This is a genomic window from Streptosporangium sp. NPDC001559, from assembly GCF_042893955.1.
In the GTDB taxonomy this organism is placed as follows: Bacteria; Actinomycetota; Actinomycetes; order Streptosporangiales; family Streptosporangiaceae; genus Streptosporangium.
Genome location: NZ_JBIAVG010000020.1, coordinates 1 through 20694, shown reverse-complemented (window position 1 = coordinate 20694; position 20694 = coordinate 1). Strand labels below are relative to the sequence as shown.

The window sequence follows — 20694 nt, the reverse complement described above, 5'->3', positions numbered from 1 at the left end:
GCGCCGTCACGGCCGGTATCCGGCCGACCCCAGGTGACCACGGCCGCGACCGTCAGGCGAAACACATTCACATACGGTCGCCACCAGCCGAAAGCGCGCCCAATTACCTTTGACCGGAAATCATCGGCGCCCGATGAACACCGCCCTGACTTTCCGGTATGGCGGACGGTGAGGAGCCGGTCAAAACCCGTAACCGTCACCGATGGCGCGGCGGCGAAACCGCTCGGTGAAACTCGGCCCTTGAGCGGCGACCGAACCGCCGACGACGACGCCGGGCCGGTTCGGTCGGACGCGGGTTGCCCGCCTCCCGATCAGGAGGTGCCACCGGAACACGGCGGAAGCAGGCCGCACCGGGACACCGGCCGGACAGCCCGAGTTCCGCCTGGTTCCCGGTACGGCGCCCGACCAGGTCAGCCGGATGGAGGTCGAGACCGAATTCGACGAGGCCGACGACCCTGCCGGACGACACGTCCTCAAGCACCAGCCTGAGCTTGTCGTAACGCGCGATCGCGTCACACAGCTTCCTGGCGGCCCCGAGGTCGTACCCGTCGAAGGTGCTCAGTCGCCTCGATTCGGCGGACAGCCCCTCGAGGAAGCCGGCAAGACGCTCCGCGTCGGTGTGCACGAGCGGCCGGAAGACGACCTCCGAACCGTCATTCAGGTTCAGGTGACGCGTCAGGGCAAGCGGGTCTTCGGCGACCGCCGTCAATGTGAGCACCTCGGCAACCCCTCCCGCTCGATCCTCGGTGCCGTGAACCTACTGATCACCGACCTTCGGTGGCAACGCGCGGTGTCCTCGGAGACCTCGCGCCGAAAGGCCCCACGGTGCCCGCGATCCGGCTCGCGCGTTGAGCCTCGCGGCGATCTTCCGCGGCACATAATGAACCCATGTGGCACTTGCCCCTGCCTGGGGAGTTCCTGCTCCTCGCGCATCAGGAGTCCGGCAGGGTGCGTGACTCCGAGCAGGCGGCCTACGGCTGCGCCGCCGCTGAGCTCGGCGAACTCGCACTGCGCCGCAGGCTGCGGGTACGCGTCCGTAAGTCCAGACTGTTCGGCTTCGAGGTCTACCGCCTCAGCGGCACGATCGAGCTGCTGGACACCGGCCGCACCGGTCTCGGCTGGGCCGACGACGTGCTGGGCGCGCTGCAGTCCGGCGCGGGGATGCACAAGTGGCTGCGCCATCGCCGCCACGCGGCTCTCGCCCTGCACCGCGACGCGCTGATCGAGCTGGGCCTGCTGCGTCACCGGCCCGGCAGGTTCCTGGCCGGAGAGCGTCACCATCCTGATCCGTCGGCCCGCGGCTCGCTCATCGCCCGATTAAGCGCCGTCTACGACCAGCGGGCCCCGCTTGACGAGCGTCTGCTGTTCCTGAGCGACCTCGTGGACGGCGCGGGGCTCGCCGGGGAGCTCGGTCTCAGGCTGAGCTGGCAGCAACGCAAGGACCGCGCCCGCGGTGTCGGGGCCGTGCTGGCCTTCGCCGAGGACCTGCGTGACACCAGCACCGTGCTGGGGGGCGCCATACCGAGTCCGCGCAGTGGAGGCGGCGGTGGAGGCGGCGACGGCGGTGGCGGCGAGTGACCCCGCGGCGAGCGCCGTCAGGGCACCCGCCCGGGCGCTTGTGACCGCCTCCCCGGGGGGTCGTTCCGCCACCTGACCGGCTGAGGGCACGTTCGGGAGAGAGTCCGCTCCCGCGTCATGCGGCCACAGCGCGAAGCCTCAAGGCCGGAAGGCGACAGTGCGCCCCACGCATAGACCAGTGCGCCCACAGCCAATGACGCGTCAGCGCGAAACATGAATGAATTACCCCGGCATTCAATGTGCCAGACGGGGCGAGCGCGGGTCGTGGAATTACCTCCTTGCGATTCTCCGCGCCGGCGAGAAAAGGGAATCCTCATGTTTCGGCCTCATCGCAAGATCGGAATCGCCTTGTCCGCGGCGGCACTGGTGACCGGCGTCGCCGCCGTTCGGGCAAACGCGACCTCCGCCCGTGAGCAGGCGACTCCGGCGTCCGTAACCGCCGCCGGAGGTACGGCACCGGCCTGTGTCGGCCGCGAGGTGCACAAGAACATTAAAGTAGCCCGAGTCGCAAACGTCTGCGGCAGGACGATGAGGGTGAAGATTACCATCGACAACGGCCCCGACAACTCCTGCTACTCCCTGAAAAACGGCCAGGCCCTTACCTTCCGCTGGAATCTGGGCTCCTATGACCGCACCGTGATCTGCTAGCCGCGGCCTCCCGCGCGGGCCTGCCGCGACGCCGGGACGGGTCCCGGCGTCGCCCGGCGTCACCCGGCGTCACCCGGCGTCACCCGGTGTCACCCGGTGTCACCGCCTCCGGCGGCCCGCTCTCAGGCCGGCTGCCGTACCTGCTCGGCGAGCCGGGCCAGGCTCTCGTCGAGCGCGCGCTCGACGTACTCGCCGGGCGGCGGGTGCCCCTCCTCGAAGAACGACAGGTGTACGGTCACCTCGCTCTCCTGCGGGGAGATGCCCGCCACCTGCAGCCAGCCCGCGTAGCTGTCGTCGTCTCGGGTGCCCCACTCCATCCGGAGCTGGTCACGCTCCGCCTGGAACAGGCCCCGGGCGTCGCGCCCCGTCTCGTCCTCGTGCACCGTGACGGCGGGCAGGTCGTCCGGCCGTACGTGCAGGTCCCTGGGGAGCCAGCGGTCGATGCTGTCCAGGTCGCTCGCCCGGTCGAAGACCTGTTCCGCGGAGGCGGAGATCCTGCGGGAGCGCTCATGCTCACTCATCGTGTTCGCCTTCCTCTCTGTCGACACCCGATCCGTGTCCCGAATGCCGGGTTCTAACCACCCGACCGCACTCGAAAAGAGAGTAGGTTAGCCTTACCTTTGTTTCGCCGGGACCGTCTCCGGCGGCACGCGCAGAGGGGAAGGCCCAGCCGATGATCGACCCGTTCCGCTTCTTCCACGTACAGGTGAGCGGGCTGCGGCGGCTCAGCCCCTCCTTCCTGCGGGTCACCTTCACCGGCGACGACCTCGACCTGTTCGCGGACAACGGGTTCGACCAGCGCATCAAACTCGTCCTCCCCCACGAAGGGCCTCGCGAAGAACCCCGCGAGAAGGCCCGTGGAGAGCACGGCTTCGCCCATCTGCCGACCGGCTCCGACTGGTACGCCCGCTGGCGCGCCCTGCCCGCCGGGCTGCGCAACCCCTTCCGCACCTACACCGTCAGAGCCGTACGGCACGGCCTCCGCGAGGTCGACCTCGACATCGTCATGCACGAGACCGCGCACGCCACGGCGCACGCAGCCGCACGCGAGGCCGCTCACGGGACCGGGAGGCTCACCCCGACCCGCTCCCCCGGCCCCGTCGCCCGCTGGGCCCGTGCCGTACGGCCCGGCGACGAGGCCGTGCTGCTCGGGCCGGACGCCCGGCACGGGGGCGAGCCGACGGGGATCGAGTTCCGCCTGCCCGAGGGGAACGGGCCGATACTGCTGGCCGGTGACGAGACCGCCGCTCCCGCCGTCGCCTCGATCCTCGAACGCCTGCCCCGCGACCGGCGTGGCGAGGCCCTGCTCGAGGTGCCGTGCGCGGCGGACGTCCTCGATCTCGACGCGCCGGAGGGGCTGGCCGTCACGTGGCTGCCGCGCGACGGCGCGGAGCACGGCGACCTGCTGGTGCCCGCCGTACGGGCCGCCGCCGACCGGCTGCTGCCCGCCCCCGGCGGACCGGCCGCCCAGGGCCTTCCCGAGGTCGATGTGGACAGCGAGATCCTGTGGGAGGTTCCGCCGGAGGGGCGGGAGGCCGGTTCGGTGTACGCGTGGCTGGCCGGTGAGGCGGCCGTGATCAGGACGCTCCGCCGCCACCTGGTCGCCGAGCGCGGCCTCGACAGGCGCTCGGTCGCCTTCATGGGCTACTGGCGGGTGGGCCGCGCCGAGTCCGCCTGAGCGCCGGTCTCGATCAGGCCCGCCCCGCCAACCGGCACGCGAGGCAGTCGCGATGGCCGGTCATGGGGTCCTTCACCCGCCAGTTCCGCCGCCCGGCGGGCCGGGGGCCGCTCGGCTTGCCCCAGCCCGCCAGGTGCAGCGCCCAGGTGACCAGGCCGGCACAGAGGATCACCCCGGCGCCGAGCCAGAGGCCGGGCGCCCATCCGGCGCACATGGCCGCGCCCGCTCCCGCGAAACCGGCCAGGCCGATGACGCATCCGGTCCATCCCGCGACGGTGTGTCCCAGATCGACGTCACCGTGCACACCGCTCATTGCCTCTCCTCGGCGAACGTAGAATACTTATCTCACGTAATAATTATCTTAGATGCTAAGGAGAATGCCTGTGGAGGGCAAGCCGCGGCCCGAGGCGACGGCGGAGCGGGCCCTGGCCGGGATGGACGGCCTCATCGCGCTCAGCCTCGTCGGCCAGCAGCACATCGCCCAGCGTCTCGGGCTGAACACGACGGACCTGACCTGTCTGGGCCACATCATGGGGGCCTGGCGACGGCCGATCAGCGCGGGCGAGCTGGCCGAGCGGGCCGGCCTCACCACCGGTGCCGTCACCGGCGTGCTGAACCGCCTCGAACAGGCCGGATACGCCCGCAGGCAGGCCGATCCCGCCGACCGGCGCCGGGTGCTGGTCGTCGCCGACACCTCGGCCGCCGCCCGGGTCGCCGCCGTCTACGAGCCCTTCTACCGGCGGCTCTCCGGCCTGTTCGCCGACTACACGCCCGACGAGATCGGCGTGCTGGCCGACTGGTTCACCCGCGCGACGGCCCTGATGAGGACCTCCCTTGAGGAGATCGGACGGGAGCCGTCCCCCTGAGACCGTGACCTCGGGACGCCCTTCGCGCCGGCGGCCCCCGCGCCACGACCGTCGTCGAGGACCACCGCTCAGGGGAAGGACCCCGGCCGCCTTGAGGGGGCCACCGGGGACCAAGGTCCCTACCCCGCACGGCCACAAGCGACTAGCTTCGGAGCATGATTCGCGTGTTTCTCGTGGACGATCACGAGGTGGTACGGCGTGGCGTCGCGGCACTGCTGGAGTCCGAGGACGACATCGAGGTCGTCGGTGAGGCGGGAACCGCGGAGTCGGCGATCGCCCGCATCCCGGCGTTGCGGCCGGACGTCGCGGTGCTGGACGTGCGGCTCCCCGACGGCAGCGGCGTCGACGTGTGCCGGGAGGTCCGTTCGGCGACGCCGGGGGTGGCCTGCCTGATGCTGACCTCCTTCGCCGACGACGACGCCCTGTTCACCGCGGTGATGGCGGGGGCGTCCGGATACGTCCTGAAGCAGATCCACGGCTCCGACCTGATCGGCGCGGTGCGGACGGTGGCCTCCGGCCAGTCGCTGCTCGACCCGCAGACCACCGCCAGCATGCTCGCCCGGCTGCGCGACCAGGCGACCCGCAAGGACCCGGTCGAGGCGCTGTCGGAGCAGGAGCGCCACATCCTGGAGCTGATCGGCGAGGGCCTGACGAACCGGCAGATCGGCGAGCGCATGTTCCTGGCCGAGAAGACGGTGAAGAACTACGTGTCCAACCTGCTGTCCAAGCTCAACATGCAGCGCCGTACCCAGGTGGCCGCGCTGGCGGCGCGGATGAAGACGGACCGCGACCGGTGAGGGCGCTCCCGCGCTCTCCCGGCCTCACGCCCCCACGCGGGCGCCGGTGACCCGGCGGCGGAAGACCCAGTAGGTCCACCCCTGGTAGAACAGGACGAGCGGGGTGAAGATCGCCGCGACCCAGGTCATCACCGTCAGCGTGTAGGGCGTCGAGGCCGCGTCGCGCACGTTCAGGCTGTTGGCCGGGTCGAGAGCGGGCATCACGTTGGGCCACAGGCTGCCGAACAGCGTGACGGTGACCGCGATGATCGCCACCGCGCTGGCCGTGAACGCCCAGCCGTCCCGGCCGCGCAGCGTCGCCAGAAGCGCGCCCGCGATCCCCGCCGCGGCCACCGCGACGGTGACCCAGGTGGCGGCCTTGCCCACGGTGAGCTGGGTGGTCAGCAGGAAGGCACCGCCCACCACGAGCGCGCCGACGGCCAGTCTCCCGGCCAGGGCGGCCGAGCGGGCCCGCAGGTCGCCGCCGGTGCGCAGGGCCAGGAACACGGCGCCGTGCAGGGTGAACAGGGTGAGCGTCGCCAGGCCGCCCAGCAGGGCGTACGGGTTGAGCAGGGTGAGCAGCGAACCGGTGTACTCGTGGTCGGCGTCCAGCGGGACGCCCCTGACGATGTTGGCGAACGCCACGCCCCACAGGAAGGCCGGCAACAGGGAGCCGAAGAACATGGCCCGGTCCCAGCCGCGCGGGCTGTCGCTCTTTCCGCGGTACTCGATGGCCACGCCACGCAGGATCAGCGCGACCAGGATGAGGAAGAGCGGCAGGTAGAAGCCGGAGAACAGGGTGGCGTACCACTCGGGGAAGGCGGCGAAGGTCGCGCCTCCCGCGACGATCAGCCAGACCTCGTTGCCGTCCCAGACCGGCCCGATCGTGGCCAGGATCGTCCTGCGGTCGCCGTCGTCCCCGCCGAGGACCGGCAGCAGGACACCGACCCCGAAGTCAAACCCCTCCAGGACGAAGTAACCGGTCCACAGCAGGGCGATGAGCAGGAACCAGACGGTCGTGAGTTCCATGAACGATCCTTGGTCAGTAGGACAGCACGGGCGCCTCGCCCGTGCTCTCCGGTTCCGGTTCGTCCTCCGGGCCGCGCCGGACGAACTTCATCAGCAGCGCGACCTCGATCACCGCGAGCACCCCGTAGAGCAGGGTGAACCCGCTGAGGGTGATCGCGGCCTCGGTGACGCCGACGCCGGGTGAGACCGAGTCAGCGGTGCGCATCCGCCCGAAGACGGTCCACGGCTGGCGGCCCATCTCCGTGAAGATCCACCCCAGCGAGTTGGCGAGCAGCGGCAGGCCGATGCCCCAGACCGCGATCCAGTACGGCCAGCGGCTCCCGGGCAGCCGGTTCCCCCTGATGAGCCACAGACCGGCCAGCGCGACCAGGGCGGCCAGCACGCCGAACCCGATCATCAGGCGGAAGGACCAGTAGGTGAGGCCGATGATGGGCCGGTAGTCGCCGGGGCCGTACTTCAGCTGGTAACGGGCCTGGATGTCGTTGATGCCCTCGACCCGTCCGTGCAGGGTGTCGGTCGCCAGCAGGCTCAGGCCGTACGGGATCTGGATGTTGATGTGGTTCCGGCCGTTGCGGACGTCGCCGACGGCGAAGATCGAGAAGCCCGCGGAGGTCTCGTCGTCCCACAGCGCCTCGGCCGCGGCCATCTTCATCGGCTGCTGCCTGGTCATGATCTGCGCCTGCAGGTGGCCGCTGATCACGACGCCCAGCGCCGCGGCCAGGGTGACGACCATCCCGAGGCGGGCCGCGGGGCGGAACAGGTCCACGTGCCTCTTCTTGAGGAGCTGCCAGGCGCTCACCCCGACGACGAACATCCCGGCCGAGACGAACGCGCCGAAGATGACGTGCGGAAAGGTGATCAGGTTCGTGGAGTTGGTGAGCACCGCCCAGATGTCGACGAGTTCGGCGCGGCCGGACTTCGGGTTGAGCCTGAAGCCGACCGGGTGCTGCATCCACGAATTCGCAGCAAGGATGAAATATCCGGAAATGGTGGTGCCGATCGCCGCCGCCCAGATCGTCGCCAGGTGCAGTCCGGGGGACAGCCTGTCCCATCCGAAGATCCACAGGCCCAGGAAGGTGGATTCGAGGAAGAAGGCGATCAGGCCCTCCATCGCCAGCGGGGCGCCGAACACGTCACCGACGAAACGGGAGTAGTCACTCCAGTTCATTCCGAACTGGAACTCCTGCACGATGCCGGTCACCACTCCCATCGCGAAGTTGATCAGGAAGAGCTTCCCGAAGAACTTCGTCAGCCGCAGGTAGGCGGGCTTCCTCGTGCGGTACCACGCCGTCTGCAGACCGGCCACGACGGCGGACAGACCGATCGTCAGCGGAACGAAGAAGAAGTGGTAGACCGTCGTTATCCCGAACTGCCAGCGCGACAGGTCCAAGACGTCCATGGGTGGTGCTCCGTCTCACAGATGACGTCCCGGAACCCGGGAGACCCACCGTGGAGATGTGGGCCTCCCATAAAAGGACTTATGTTCTGACCATTACCCCTCAGACCTTGGCTCGTACCACGGCGACCGGGCAGGCGGCGTGGTGCAGGACCCCGTGGCTGACCGATCCCAGTACGGCCGAGCCGAACCCGCCCAGGCCCCGTGACCCGACGACCACCAGGTCGGCGGCCTTGGAGGCCTCACCGAGGGCGAACACGGGGTGTTCGAACAGCACCGTCTGCTCGACCTCGACCTCCGGGTGCCGCTCCCGCCACGGCGCCAGGATCTCGGTGGCGAGCCGTTCCTCGGTGCCGGAGATGTCCTCGATCAGCGGTGTGTAGGCGACCGAGCCGACCGCCATGACGGGCAGCTGCCAGGCGTGCAGGGCCCGCAGCCCGGCGCCACGGCGGGCGGCCTCCCCGAAGGCGTACTCCAGCGCGGCCTCGGACTCGGGCGAACCGTCGAACCCGACGACGACTCTGCCGTGCCCTCCGTGCTCCTCGCCTCTGACGACCACTACGGGGGCCGCCACGTGCCCGGCCAGCGAGAGCGAGACGGAGCCGAGCAGCAGCCCGGCGAACCCGCCCCGCCCCCGGCTGCCGATCACGATCTGCTCGGCGTCCTCCGCCTCCCGCCGCAGGACCTCGACGGGCCTGCCCGTCTCAAGGGAGGTGGTGACATCGACGCCGGGGGCACGCCCGCGCGCGAGGCTCACGGCGGTCTCCAGCACTCCCCTCGCCTCCTCCGCCAGGGACTCCTCAAGCCCCCTCGGGGTCCCGCGCCGCCAGTCCTCGCGCACGTGGACGATCCGCAGCGCGCCGCCGCGCCGTGCCGCGTCCTCGGCCGCCCACCCGACCGCGGCCTCCGCCGAGGGTGAACCGTCGGTTCCCACCACCACGTGTGCCGTCATTCCGACCTCCTGTCACGTCTGTTCTCATCCGATCACCGTCCAGCCCCGGGCTCACCGGCCGAAGGTCCCCTTCGGCCGGGACCTGTGTCCCTTCCCCGGGCAGGGCGGACTATCCGGACACCCCTAAAGGACCTAAAGGACACAGCGGGCACGGCGGATACGGCAGGCACGGCGGGTACGGCCCGCTCCGGCTGGGCATATTCAGGGGATCGCCCGCCGGGGTTCCGCGGGGAGACGAACCGTGGAGGCCGGGGGCCCGCGCACACGGATTCGGGGGACGCGTATGAATCTCACAGCCGGAGTCACCGCCGCCGCGGCGGGCATCACCGCCCTGGACACCGTCGGCTACCTGGACATGGTCGTGCGCGGCCGTCCCGCGAGCGACGTCCCGGCCGAGGCCGCGGACGAGCTGGCGGGGCGGGCCGGGATCGACCTGGGGCACGGCGAGGAGGGCGACAGCAGGCGTACGGGCCTGGGAGCGCTGCTGGGTTACACCGCCGGTCTCGGGGTCGGCGTGCTGTACGGCCTGCTCCCCGGCGGGCGGCGCCCGGCGCTGCCGCTGGCCGCGCTCGGGTTGTCGCTGGCCGCGATGGCCGCGAGCGACATCCCCCTCGCGGCGGCCGGGGTGACCGACCCGCGGCGCTGGGACGCGGCCTCGTGGGTTTCGGACCTCCTTCCGCATCTCGCCTACGGCCTGACGACGGCCGTGGTCTACGACCGGCTCACCCGCCCGGGCCGCCGATGGGGAAGGCGCTGACGGGGACGGGAATAGCCGGGAACCACACCCTGTTCCCGTAGTTGAAACTTCAACCAAGGGGGAGGACGGCGAGGACCATGCAGTTCGGAATCTTCACCGTCGGGGACGTCACGGCCGACCCGACCACGGGCAGGACGCCCACCGAGCACGAGCGGATCAAGGCCACGGTCGCCATCGCGCTCAAGGCCGAGGAGGTCGGGCTGGACGTCTTCGCGACCGGAGAGCACCACAACCCGCCCTTCGTGCCGTCGTCACCGACGACCCTGCTCGGTTACATCGCCGCCAGGACCGACAGGCTCATCCTCTCCACGGCCACGACGCTGATCACCACGAACGACCCGGTCAAGATCGCCGAGGACTTCGCGACGCTGCAGCACCTGGCGGACGGGCGGATCGACCTGATGCTCGGCCGGGGCAACACCGGCCCGGTCTACCCGTGGTTCGGCAAGGACATCCGCCAGGGCATCCCGCTGGCCATCGAGAACTACGCGCTGCTGCACCGGCTGTGGCACGAGGACGTCGTGGACTGGCAGGGCCGCTTCCGCACCCCGCTGCAGTCCTTCACCGCGACGCCCAGGCCGCTGGACGGCGTGCCGCCGTTCGTGTGGCACGGCTCGATCCGCAGCCCCGAGATCGCCGAGCAGGCCGCCTACTACGGCGACGGCTTCTTCGCCAACAACATCTTCTGGCCTCGCGAACACTTCCAGCGCCTGGTCGAGCTGTACCGGGAGCGCTTCGCCCACTACGGGCACGGCACCCCGGAGCAGGCGATCGTCGGACTCGGCGGCCAGGTGTTCATGCGCCGCAACTCCCAGGACGCGGTGAGCGAGTTCCGGCCCTACTTCGACAACGCGCCCGTGTACGGCCACGGCCCCTCACTCGAGGAGTTCACCGAGCAGACCCCGCTCACGGTCGGCAGCCCGCAGGAGGTCATCGACAAGACCCTGACCTTCAGGGAGAGCTTCGGCGACTACCAGCGCCAGCTGTTCCTGATGGACCACGCGGGCCTGCCGCTGAAGACCGTTCTGGAGCAGCTCGACATCCTGGGCGAGGAGGTCGTGCCCGTGCTGCGCAGGGAGTTCGCCGCCGGACGACCCGAAGGAGTGCCCGACGCCCCCACCCACGCCTCCCTCCTCGCCGCGGAGCGGGAGCGCGACACCGCCGAGGCCCGATAGAAGCCGTACGGAACACGAGAAGGAGAGAACGTTGACAGCCCTGAAGCTCGTCGCCGTCTCGGCGGGTCTCGGCAAGCCGTCCTCGACGCGCCTGCTGGCCGACCGGCTGACCGAGGCGACCAGGAAACACCTCGAACCGGAGCGCCAGGTCGAGGTACGCGTGATCGAGCTGCGCGACCTGGCGAGGGACATCGCCAACAACATGGTCACCGGCTTCCCGTCCCCCGCGCTGGACGAGGCGATCGAGGCCGTGACCGGGGCGGACGGCGTCATCGCCGTGACGCCGATCTTCACGGCCTCCTACAGCGGGCTCTTCAAGTCGTTCTTCGACGTGATCGACCACACCGCGCTCGCGGGCAAGCCGGTGCTCGTCGGGGCGACCGGAGGTACGGCACGGCACTCCCTGGCCCTTGAGCACGCCCTGCGCCCGATGTTCGCCTACCTGCGCGCGGTCGTCGCGCCGACCGCCGTCTACGCGGCCTCGGAGGACTGGGGCACGAGTGCGGGCTCGCAGGGGGAGGACCTGGCCACCCGCGTCACGAGGGCCGCCGGGGAACTGGCCGGCCTGATGCGGCACGGGCAGGCGACGACCGGCGCCGGGGAGACGGTGCCGTTCGAGGAGCGGCTGGCGGCCCTGCGCCTGTGACGGGAGACCCTCACAGCGGGATGTTGCCGTGGTGGCCGCGTTCCCGGGGAGCCCCGGCCAGCGCCTCGGCGACGCGGCGGCGGGTCGTGCGCGGGTCGATCACCTCGTCCACCACGCCGAGGTCGATCGCCCTGCGCACACCGCCCGCGTCCCGCTCGTGCTCCTCGACGAGCCTGGCCCGCAGCTCCGCGCGTTCCTCCTGCGGCGCCGCCGCCAGCCGCCTGCGGTGCAGGATGCCGACGGCGGCCTCCGCGCCCATGACCGCGACCTCGGCGTCCGGCCAGGCGAAGACCCGGGTCGCGCCGAGCGCGCGGGAGTTCATCGCGATGTAGGCGCCGCCGTACGACTTGCGCAGGACGACCGTCACCCGGGGGACCCGGGCCTCGGCGAAGGCGTGCAGAAGCTTCGCCCCGCGCCTGACCACCCCGTCCCACTCCTGGGCGACGCCCGGCAGGTAACCGGGGACGTCGGCCAGCACGACCAGCGGAACCCCCAGGGCGTCGCACATCCTCACGAACCTCGCCGCCTTCTCCGCGGAGAGCGCGTCCAGGCAGCCGCCCTTGCGCAGCGGGTTGTTGGCCACCACACCGACGGAGCGCCCGGCGAGACGGCCGAGCCCGACGACGACGTTCGGCGCCCAGCGGGGCTGGAACTCCTCGAACCGCCCGTCCTCGTCCAGCAGGGCGCGCACCAGCGGGCGGACGTCGTAGGCCTGCCGGGGAGAGGAGGGCAGCAGCGCCGCGGGGTCGCGGCCCTCGTCCAGGTCGTCGAGGTCGTAGTCTCCCTGGGCGCCGAGGGCGAGCGCGATCCGCCGGGCGCGCAGGAGGGCGTCCTCCTCCCCCGCGGCGACCACGTGCACCACCCCCGAGCGGCGGCCGTGGGCGTCCACGCCGCCGAGCCGTTCCATGTCGATGTCCTCGCCGGTCACGCTGCGGACCACGTCGGGGCCGGTCACGAAGACCCGGCCCTGCTCGGACATGACGATCACGTCGGTGAGCGCGGGCCCGTAGGCCGCCGCCCCCGCCGCCGGGCCGAGGACCACGGAGATCTGCGGCACCAGCCCCGAGGCGCGGGTGTTGGCGGCGAAGACCAGCCCCGCGCCGTGCAGCGACTCGACCCCGTCGCCCAGTCTCGCTCCCCCGCAGTGCCACAGGCCGATGACCGGGACGCGCAGCCGTACGGCCTCGTCGACCGCCGCCACGATGTGCCGTGCCCCGGCGATGCCCAGGGCCCCTCCCATGACCGTGGCGTCCGTGCAGAACGCGACCACCGGATGCCCGCCGGCCAGACCCTTGACCGCGAGCACGCCGCTGCGGTCCTCTGGGTGCAGCGGGGTGACCGATCCCGGGTCGAGCAGCCGGGCGAGCCTGTCCCCCGGGTGCCTGGAATCGCGGCCGATCTCCCCCGGTGCCGCCGCGACAACCGTCATGAACCGCTCCCGTGTCTTCTCTTTTAACCGCCGATGCTTATTGGCACGCTAGGCGCGGCATCACGGGAGCGTCCAATCACGATTCTTAATGAGTAACGACAAAGGAAGCCTTATGGCAGGTCAGAGGCCCAAAAAACCCTCAATCCCGCTTGACTTTGTAGGGAAATGCGTGCGACCTTCGTAGCGTGAACAGGGAAATAACCGCGACCGACCATCCGTGCCGGGACGTACGGCGGGCCGACCGGGCCTGTCGCTGAGTCCCACCGGGTTCCGCCCACGTAAAACCGCCGCCCGCAGGAAGAGACCGAGCGGGGAAATGTCTTTTCCCCACGACTGTGCGATCTCACCGAATTCTCGCCGACGCGCCTTTTGATGCGACGTCCGCTGGGCGGCCACCACCCGCGCCACAACTCCCGGAAGTCGATATCCGGAGCGCGAACGGATCGAAGAAGGCACGACAAGAGGCGGGTTTTCACAATGGCAGGAAATGAGCCGGAGAAGAGCACGCGGCGGGAGCGTCACGGTGGGGAGGCGATCGCGGTCATCGGGCTCGCCTGCAGACTGCCCGGCGCGCCGAACCCGGCGGACCTGTGGGAGCTGCTGCGGTCGGGACACGACGCGACCGGTGAGCCGTCCGAGGGCCGGCTGCGGGCCGACCCCGGGATCGCGGGGCCGCGGGGCGGTTTCCTCGACCGCGTCGACCTGTTCGACGCCGGGTTCTTCGGCGTCTCCCCCCGTGAGGCCGCGGCCATGGACCCCCAGCAGCGGCTCGTCCTCGAACTGGCCTGGGAGGCGCTGGAGGACGCCGGGTTGCCGCCCGCCACGCTGGCGGGGACGGCCTCGGGGGTGTTCCTCGGCGCGATGGCCTCCGACTACGCGACGCTGGTGTACCGGAACGGTGCGAACGCGGTGACCCGGCACACCCTCGCCGGGCTGACCAGGGGAATCCTCGCCAACCGCGTCTCCTACTTCCTCGGGCTGCGCGGCCCGAGCCTGACGGTCGACACCGCCCAGTCGTCGGCGCTGGTCGCGGTGCACCTGGCCTGCGAGAGCCTGCGTTCGGGGGAGTCGGCCGTCGCGCTGGCGGGTGGCGTCAACCTCAACCTCGTGCCGGAGAGCACGGTGACCGCCGACCGGTTCGGCGGCCTGTCCCCCGACGGACGCTGCTTCACCTTCGACGCGCGCGCCAACGGCTACGCGCGCGGGGAGGGCGGCGGCCTGGTCGTGCTCAAGCCACTCGCCCGGGCGCTGGCGGACGGGGACGAGGTGCACGCCGTCATCCTGGGCAGCGCGGTCAACAACGACGGCGCGACCGCCGCCCTGACCGTGCCCGACGCCACGGCCCAGGAGGAGGTCGTACGCCTGGCCCTGGGAAGGGCCGGGATCGAGGGCTCCGCCGTACAGGTGGTCGAACTGCACGGCACCGGCACCAGGGTCGGCGACCCCGTCGAGGCCGCCGCGCTCGGGGCGGCCCTCGGCGCCGGCCGCCCCGCCGGGCAACCGCTGCTCGTCGGCTCGGTCAAGACGAACATCGGCCACCTGGAGGGGGCCGCGGGCATCGCCGGACTGCTGAAGGCCGTGCTGAGCATCCGCAACCGGGAGGTGCCGCCCAGTCTCAACTTCGAGACCCCCAGCCCGCTGATCGACTTCGAGGCGCTGAACCTGCGGGTCGCGTCCGGTACGGCACAGCCCTGGCCCCGCCCCGACGCCCCGCTTCTCGCGGGGGTCAGCTCCTTCGGGGTCGGCGGTGTGAACTGCCACGTCGTCCTGGGCGAGGCGCCCCCCGGCACCCGGGAGGAGGTCACCTCGGAACCGGCCGCGGAGGCCGGCGCCGTACCGCTGGTCCTGTCCGCCAGAACGCCCGCCGCGCTGCGCGCGCAGGCCGCGAGGCTGGCCGCCTCCCCCGCGCTCGACGGGGACGTGCCGGACGTCGCGTTCTCACTGGCCACCACCCGGACCGCGTTCGGCCACCGGGCGGTGTTCGTGGGGACCGAGGGCGGGGAGCTGCGCGAGCGGCTCAGGGCGTTCGGCGCGGGCGAGCCGGTCAGGGGCTCCGTGCGGGGCACGGCCCGCGAGCTCGGCGGAACCGTGTTCGTCTTCCCCGGCCAGGGCGGGCAGTGGGCGGGCATGAGCAGGCGGCTGGCCGAGTCCTCCCCGGTGTTCGCCGGGCACCTGCGGACCGTCGCCGAGGCCCTCGAACGGCACGTGGACTGGTCCCTGACCGACGTGCTGTGGCAGAAGCCGGGGGCGCCCTCCCTGGAGCGGGTGGACGTCGTCCAGCCCGCGCTGTTCGCGGTCATGGTCGCGCTGGCCCGGCTGTGGGAGTCGTTCGGCGTCCGCCCCGACGCCGTGATCGGCCACTCGCAGGGGGAACTCGCCGCCGCCGCCGTGACCGGGGCGCTGTCCCTGGAGGACGCCGCCGCGATCGTGGTGCTGCGCAGCCAGGCGCTCGCCGCCATCTCGGGACGGGGCGGGATGGCCTCGCTCCCGCTGCCCGCCGAGCGGGTCCGCGCCACACTCGCCCGCTGGGAGGGACGGCTGAACATCGGCGCCGTCAACGGCCCCGACATGACCGTGGTCTCCGGTGACGCCGACGCGCTCGACGAACTCATCGCCCACTACGAGGCCGAGGACGTCCCCGTACGGCGGGTGCGGATCGACTACGCCTCGCACTCCGCGCACGCCGAGGCGGTGCGGGACCGGCTGCTTGAGTTCCTCCCCCGGTACGGCGCGCGTGGCACCGGCGTCGCGTTCTACTCCAGTGTCACCGGAGGTCCGCTCGACACCGCCACGCTCGACGCCGACTACTGGTACCGCAACCTCAGGCAGACGGTCGAGTTCGACCAGGCCGTACGTGGCGCTCTGGCCGACGGCCACACGGTGTTCGTCGAGGTCAGCCCGCACCCGATCCTGTCCACCGGACTCGAGCGAATCCTGGAGAGCGCCGCGCCCGGCTCCTCCGACGGGGTGGTGACGGGGACGCTGCGGCGTGGCGACGGCGGCCTGGACCGGTTCCTGCTGGCGCTCGCCCACCTGTACACGCACGGCGCCCCTGTCAACTGGACGGCCGCGCTGCGTCCCGGTGCGCGCCGCGTGCCCCTGCCCCTCTACGCCTTCCAGCGCGACCGCCACTGGATCGACGCCACCGAATCCGTACCCTCTCCTGAGGCGCCTCCCGTCACGGAGCCGGTCGCCAGGCCATCCGGGCACACTCGCGAGCTGCTCTCCCTGGTCGTCTCGGCGACCGCCGACGTCCTCGGCCACGAGGACCCGGGAGCCGTCGAGGCGGGCCGTACCTTCAGGGATCTGGGGCTCGACTCGCTCGGCGCCGTCGAGCTGCGGGACAGCCTGTCCTCGGCGACCGGCCTGACGATCCCCACGACCGTCACCTACGACCACCCGACCCCGCTCGCCCTGGCCAGGCATCTGGAGGCGACGGCAGGGGGCCGTACGACGGACGTTCCCTCCGCCGAGGACGACCGGCGGGGCCAGGAGAACGAGCCGATCGCGCTGGTCTCGATGGCGGGACGGTGGCCGGGTGGCGCCGACACCCCCGAGGCCCTCTGGGAACTGGTGCTCGACGGCACCGACGCGATCAGCGCCTTCCCCGCCAACCGGGGCTGGGACGTGGACGCGCTCCACGACCCCGAAGGCGTACGGCCCGGCACCTCGACCACCCGGGAGGGCGGTTTCCTGCACGACGCCGACCGGTTCGACGCCGAGTTCTTCGGCATCGGCCCCCGGGAGGCCGCCGCGATGGACCCGCAGCAGCGGCTGCTGCTTGAGACGGCGTGGGAGACACTCGAACGCGCCGGCATCGTGCCCGAGACATTGCGGGGCAGCCGCACCGGGGTGTTCGTCGGGCTGACGCCGCAGGACTACGGCCCGCGCCTGCACGAGACCGGGGAGGGGGCCGAGGGGTACGCGCTGACCGGCACCACCGCGAGTGTCGCCTCCGGCCGGATCTCCTACGTCCTGGGCCTTGAGGGACCCGCGGTGACCGTGGACACGGCCTGCTCGTCGTCACTGGTCGCGCTGCACCTGGCGGTCCGTTCGCTGCGTTCCGGGGAGTCGGATCTGGCGCTGGCGGGCGGGGTGACCGTCATGTCGGCCCCCGGGATGTTCACCGAGTTCTCCCGGCAGGGCGGGCTCGCTCCTGACGGCCGCTGCAAGGCCTTCTCCGGGAACGCGGACGGCACCGGCTGGGCGGAAGGCGTCGGCCTCCTGCTGGTCGAGCGGCTGTCGGACGCCCGGCGCAACGGGCACCGGGTGCTGGCCGTCATCCGGGGCACCGCGATCAACCAGGACGGCGCCTCCAACGGCCTCACCGCCCCCAACGGGCTCGCGCAGCAGCGGGTGATCCGGCAGGCGCTCAGGGACGCCGCGCTGGTCTCCACCGACGTCGACGCCGTAGAGGCCCACGGCACCGGTACCACCCTGGGCGATCCCATCGAGGCGCAGGCGCTCATCGCGGTCTACGGCAAGGACCGTCCGGAAGACCGGCCCCTGTGGCTGGGGTCGTTGAAGTCCAACATCGGCCACACCCAGGCCGCCGCGGGAGTCTCCGGTGTCATCAAGGTCGTGCAGGCCCTGCGGGAGGGTGTCCTGCCCAGGACGCTGCACGCCGACCGGCCGTCCGAGCATGTGGACTGGGCCGGGGGCGGGGTCCGGCTGCTGACCGAGAACGTTCCGTTGCCCCGGAACGGACGGCCCCGCCGCGTGGGTGTCTCGTCGTTCGGGATCAGCGGCACCAACGCCCACGTCATCATCGAACAGGCCCCGGAAACACCCTCGGAACCCCGCGACGAAAGGCAGAACGCGCCCGTCGCGCTCCCCCTGTCAGCCCGCTCAGCGGCGGCCCTGACCGCCCAGGCCTCGCGCCTGGCCGACCACCTGGAAGCTCACGCTTATCTGCGCCCCGAGGACGTGGCCCACTCCCTGGCCACCACCCGAAGCGTCTTCGAACACCGCGCGGCCATCCTCGGCACCACGAACGCCGACCTGATCAAACGACTCCGCGCCCTCACCGACTCCCACGGAGCCACCGGCACCCCCCGGGTGACCTTCCTCTTCACCGGCCAGGGCAGCCAACGCACCGGCATGGGCCGCACCCTCTACGACACCTACCCCGCCTTCGCCCAGACCTTCGACCAGGTCACCGCCCTGTTCGACCGGCACCTCCCCGTTCCTTTGAAGGACGTCATCTTCGACCCGGCCCATGAGGAGTTGCTCAACCACACCCTCTACACCCAACCCGCCCTGTTCACCCTCCACACCGCCCTGCACCACCTCCTCGCCTCCTGGAACATCCACCCCACCGCCGTCGCCGGACACTCCATCGGCGGCATCACCGCCGCCCACCTCGCCGGAGTGCTCACCCTCGAAGACGCCGCCCACCTCGTCGCCGTCCGCGCCCGCCTCATGGACGCCCTCCCGCCGGGCGCCATGGCCGCCATCAACGCCCCCGAAACCGACGTGCTCCCCCTCCTCCAACCCGACGTCACCATCGCCGCCCTCAACACCCCCACCTCAACCGTCATCACCGGCGACGAAGACGCCGTACAAAAACTCACCGACCACTTCACCCACCTCGGCCGCAAAACCCGAAAGCTTACGGTCAGCCACGCCTTCCACTCCCACCACCTCGACCCCATCCTCAACGACTTCCACGACGCCATCGCCACCCTGACCTTCAACCCCCCGACCCTGCCGGTCATCTCCGACCACACCGGCCAACCCCTCACCCACACCGACCCCACCTACTGGACCGACCACCTCCGCCACCCCGTCCGCTTCCACGACGTCTTACGGCGTCTGCACGAGGGGGCAGAACCGGGTGAGGGGTGGGACACGTTCCTGGAGATCGGCCCGGATGGGACGCTCAGCGGGATGGTCCAGGAGACCCTGGGCGCCGAGGGCGTGACCGCGATCCCGGTGTTGCGCCGTAACCGGCCGGAGGACGCCGCCGCGCTCGCCGCCGTGGCGCGCCTGCACGTCGGCGGTGTGGACGTCGACTGGGCCGCCGCCCTCGCCGGACAGCCCAGGACCGTCGACCTGCCCACCTACGCCTTCCAGCGGGAACGGCTGTGGATCGACGCACCCCGCAGGGCGGCGGACCCCGCCGATCTCGGCCTCGTCTCGGCCGGTCACCCCCTGCTGGGGGCAGAGGTCCGGCTGGCCGGCGGTGGAGGCACGGTGCACACCGGCACCCTGTCCACGACCACCCACCCCTGGCTGGCCGACCACGCGGTCTTCGGCACGGTCGTCGTCCCGGGCACGGCCCTTGTCGAACTCGCCCTGCACGCCGCCGACCACGCCGGGCACGACGGCGTCGAGGAACTCGTCCTGCACTCTCCGCTCGTCCTCGCGGAGGGCACGGCCGTCGACCTCCAGGTGATCACGACCGCCTCGGCGGAGACGTCAGGACGGCGATCCGTCGAGATCTACTCCCGTCCCTCAAGGGGAACCGCTGGAGGAACCGGCGAGTGGACCAGGCACGCCGACGGGGTTCTCACCGCGGCGGGAGGCGCGGTGAGAACCCCGTCGGCGTGGCCGCCCCCGGGCGCGCGGCCTCTCGACGTGGAGGACGCCTACGACAGGCTGGCCGGCGCCGGTCTGGGGTACGGGCCGGTGTTCCAGGGGCTGCGGCGGGCGTGGCGGCGGGGTGAGGAGCTGTTCGCCGAGGTCACGCTGCCTGACGGAGCCCGGGATGACGCGGCACCCTACGGCGTGCATCCGGCGTTGCTCGACGCGGCCCTGCACGTCGCCGCGCTGGAGTGGCTCGGCGACGACCCCCGGCTGCCGTTCGCCTGGAACGGCGTACGGCTGCACGCCTCCGGCGCGACCACGCTGCGGGTGCGCGCGGTGGTCTCCGGTTCGGGGTCGTTGGCCCTGCACGCGGCCGACGCCACGGGGGCGCCCGTCGTCTCGATCGACGAGCTGCGGGTTCGCCCGGTCGGGCGCGACCGGCTTCGGGGGGCGGCGCACGGCGACGCGCTGTTCCGGGTCCGCTGGGAGGCGCTCCCGCCGGAGGCCCGGGTGGACGGGGAACAAAGGTGGGCGGTGCTGGGCGGGCCGTTCCCCGCTCCGGCGGGGGTCACGGTCTCGTCGTACGCCGACCTCGCCTCGCTCGCCAAGGACCTCGAGACCGGGACGCCGCCTTTCTCACTCGTCGTACTCGCGGTCTCCTCCCAGGACGACCCGGTGGCCGGGGCGCACGACAACGCGGAACGGGTGCTGACCGTACTACGGGAATGGGTCGAACGATGGGACGACGGACGGCTGCTGGTCCTGACCAGGGGTGCCGTCGCCGCAGGTGAGGGTGAGGTCGTGGACCTGACGGCGGCTCCGGTGTGGGGGTTGGCGCGTTCGGCGCAGACCGAGCATCCGGGACGTGTGCTGCTGGCGGATCTGGACGGGAACGACGCCTCGTTGGCCGCGCTGCCGTACGCGGTGGCGACGGCGGTCGCCGTGGACGAGCCTCAGGTGGCGGTGCGGGCGGGGTCCCTGCTCGTGCCCCGGCTCGGCCGGGTCTCCGCCGACGGTGGAACCGGGAGCTGGAACCCGGAGGGGACGGTGTTGATCACCGGCGGCCTCGGCACCCTCGGCGCCACCATCGCCCGCCACCTCGTCACCACCCACCACATCCGCCACCTCATCCTCACCGGCAGACGCGGACCCCACACCCCCGGCGCCGACCACCTCCACACCGAACTCACCACCCTCGGCGCCCACGTCACCATCACCGCCACCGACACCACCGAC

The 20694-nt window shown here is 71.7% G+C and carries 16 protein-coding genes; 9 read left to right on the top strand and 7 right to left on the bottom strand.

Going from position 1 to position 20694, the window contains the following annotated elements:
* Positions 1-196: 196 nt before the first annotated feature.
* Positions 197-718 (bottom strand): hypothetical protein, encoded by a 522-nt coding sequence (locus tag ACFYY8_RS35135; protein WP_390048604.1) that lies wholly within the window; start codon positions 716-718, stop codon positions 197-199.
* A gap of 170 nt (positions 719-888) precedes the next feature.
* Between ACFYY8_RS35135 and ACFYY8_RS35130 the strand changes: the two genes are divergently transcribed.
* Together ACFYY8_RS35130 and ACFYY8_RS35125 are read left to right on the top strand one after the other, a co-directional pair.
* Positions 889-1578, top strand: a complete 690-nt coding sequence (locus ACFYY8_RS35130; protein ID WP_390048601.1) for a GPP34 family phosphoprotein — start codon at positions 889-891, stop codon at positions 1576-1578.
* Between the two features lie 315 nt (positions 1579-1893).
* Positions 1894-2226 (top strand): hypothetical protein, encoded by a 333-nt coding sequence (locus ACFYY8_RS35125; protein ID WP_390048598.1) that lies wholly within the window; start codon positions 1894-1896, stop codon positions 2224-2226.
* Between the two features lie 122 nt (positions 2227-2348).
* Here ACFYY8_RS35125 and ACFYY8_RS35120 read toward each other — a convergent pair whose 3' ends face one another.
* Entirely contained in the window at positions 2349-2747 is a 399-nt protein-coding gene (locus tag ACFYY8_RS35120) for an SRPBCC family protein (RefSeq protein ID WP_390048596.1), read from the bottom strand.
* A gap of 152 nt (positions 2748-2899) precedes the next feature.
* On the opposite strand from ACFYY8_RS35120, the gene ACFYY8_RS35115 reads away from it, so the two are divergent.
* Positions 2900-3904 carry a siderophore-interacting protein gene (locus ACFYY8_RS35115; protein ID WP_390048594.1) on the top strand — a complete coding sequence of 335 codons (1005 nt, stop codon included), beginning with the start codon at positions 2900-2902 and terminating at the stop codon, positions 3902-3904.
* Between the two features lie 13 nt (positions 3905-3917).
* Here ACFYY8_RS35115 and ACFYY8_RS35110 read toward each other — a convergent pair whose 3' ends face one another.
* On the bottom strand, positions 3918-4217 hold the full coding sequence (locus tag ACFYY8_RS35110; RefSeq protein ID WP_390048592.1) for an HGxxPAAW family protein: 300 nt from the start codon (positions 4215-4217) through the stop codon (positions 3918-3920).
* 70 nt (positions 4218-4287) lie between these two features.
* Here ACFYY8_RS35110 and ACFYY8_RS35105 point away from each other — a divergent pair, with 70 nt between their 5' ends.
* Together ACFYY8_RS35105 and ACFYY8_RS35100 are read left to right on the top strand one after the other, a co-directional pair.
* Positions 4288-4770, top strand: a complete 483-nt coding sequence (locus ACFYY8_RS35105) for a MarR family transcriptional regulator (RefSeq protein ID WP_390048590.1) — start codon at positions 4288-4290, stop codon at positions 4768-4770.
* A 155-nt stretch (positions 4771-4925) separates the two neighbouring features.
* Positions 4926-5567, top strand: a complete 642-nt coding sequence (locus ACFYY8_RS35100; RefSeq protein ID WP_390048588.1) for a response regulator — start codon at positions 4926-4928, stop codon at positions 5565-5567.
* 24 nt (positions 5568-5591) lie between these two features.
* On the opposite strand, the gene cydB is transcribed toward ACFYY8_RS35100, so the two are convergent.
* The 3 genes from cydB to ACFYY8_RS35085 all read right to left on the bottom strand — a co-directional run bounded on the left by cydB (position 5592) and on the right by ACFYY8_RS35085 (position 8923).
* Positions 5592-6575, bottom strand: a complete 984-nt coding sequence (gene cydB / locus ACFYY8_RS35095; protein ID WP_390048586.1) for a cytochrome d ubiquinol oxidase subunit II — start codon at positions 6573-6575, stop codon at positions 5592-5594.
* Between the two features lie 13 nt (positions 6576-6588).
* On the bottom strand, positions 6589-7974 hold the full coding sequence (locus ACFYY8_RS35090) for a cytochrome ubiquinol oxidase subunit I (RefSeq protein ID WP_390048584.1): 1386 nt from the start codon (positions 7972-7974) through the stop codon (positions 6589-6591).
* Positions 7975-8074: 100 nt separating this feature from the next.
* Positions 8075-8923 (bottom strand): universal stress protein, encoded by an 849-nt coding sequence (locus tag ACFYY8_RS35085; RefSeq protein WP_390048582.1) that lies wholly within the window; start codon positions 8921-8923, stop codon positions 8075-8077.
* Positions 8924-9206: 283 nt separating this feature from the next.
* Here ACFYY8_RS35085 and ACFYY8_RS35080 point away from each other — a divergent pair, with 283 nt between their 5' ends.
* The 3 genes from ACFYY8_RS35080 to ACFYY8_RS35070 all read left to right on the top strand — a co-directional run bounded on the left by ACFYY8_RS35080 (position 9207) and on the right by ACFYY8_RS35070 (position 11501).
* Positions 9207-9680 carry a hypothetical protein gene (locus ACFYY8_RS35080; RefSeq protein WP_390048580.1) on the top strand — a complete coding sequence of 158 codons (474 nt, stop codon included), beginning with the start codon at positions 9207-9209 and terminating at the stop codon, positions 9678-9680.
* 77 nt (positions 9681-9757) lie between these two features.
* The gene (locus ACFYY8_RS35075; RefSeq protein WP_390048579.1) at positions 9758-10855 is read left to right on the top strand and encodes an LLM class flavin-dependent oxidoreductase; all 1098 of its coding nucleotides are present in this window, start codon (positions 9758-9760) and stop codon (positions 10853-10855) included.
* 31 nt (positions 10856-10886) lie between these two features.
* Entirely contained in the window at positions 10887-11501 is a 615-nt protein-coding gene (locus ACFYY8_RS35070; RefSeq protein ID WP_390048577.1) for an FMN reductase, read from the top strand.
* A gap of 10 nt (positions 11502-11511) precedes the next feature.
* Here the strand turns inward: ACFYY8_RS35070 and ACFYY8_RS35065 are convergent, their stop codons facing one another.
* Positions 11512-12930 (bottom strand): acyl-CoA carboxylase subunit beta, encoded by a 1419-nt coding sequence (locus tag ACFYY8_RS35065; protein ID WP_390048575.1) that lies wholly within the window; start codon positions 12928-12930, stop codon positions 11512-11514.
* A gap of 477 nt (positions 12931-13407) precedes the next feature.
* Between ACFYY8_RS35065 and ACFYY8_RS35060 the strand changes: the two genes are divergently transcribed.
* Positions 13408-20694: type I polyketide synthase (locus ACFYY8_RS35060; RefSeq protein WP_390048573.1), on the top strand; the 7287-nt coding region annotated here is incomplete at its 3' end.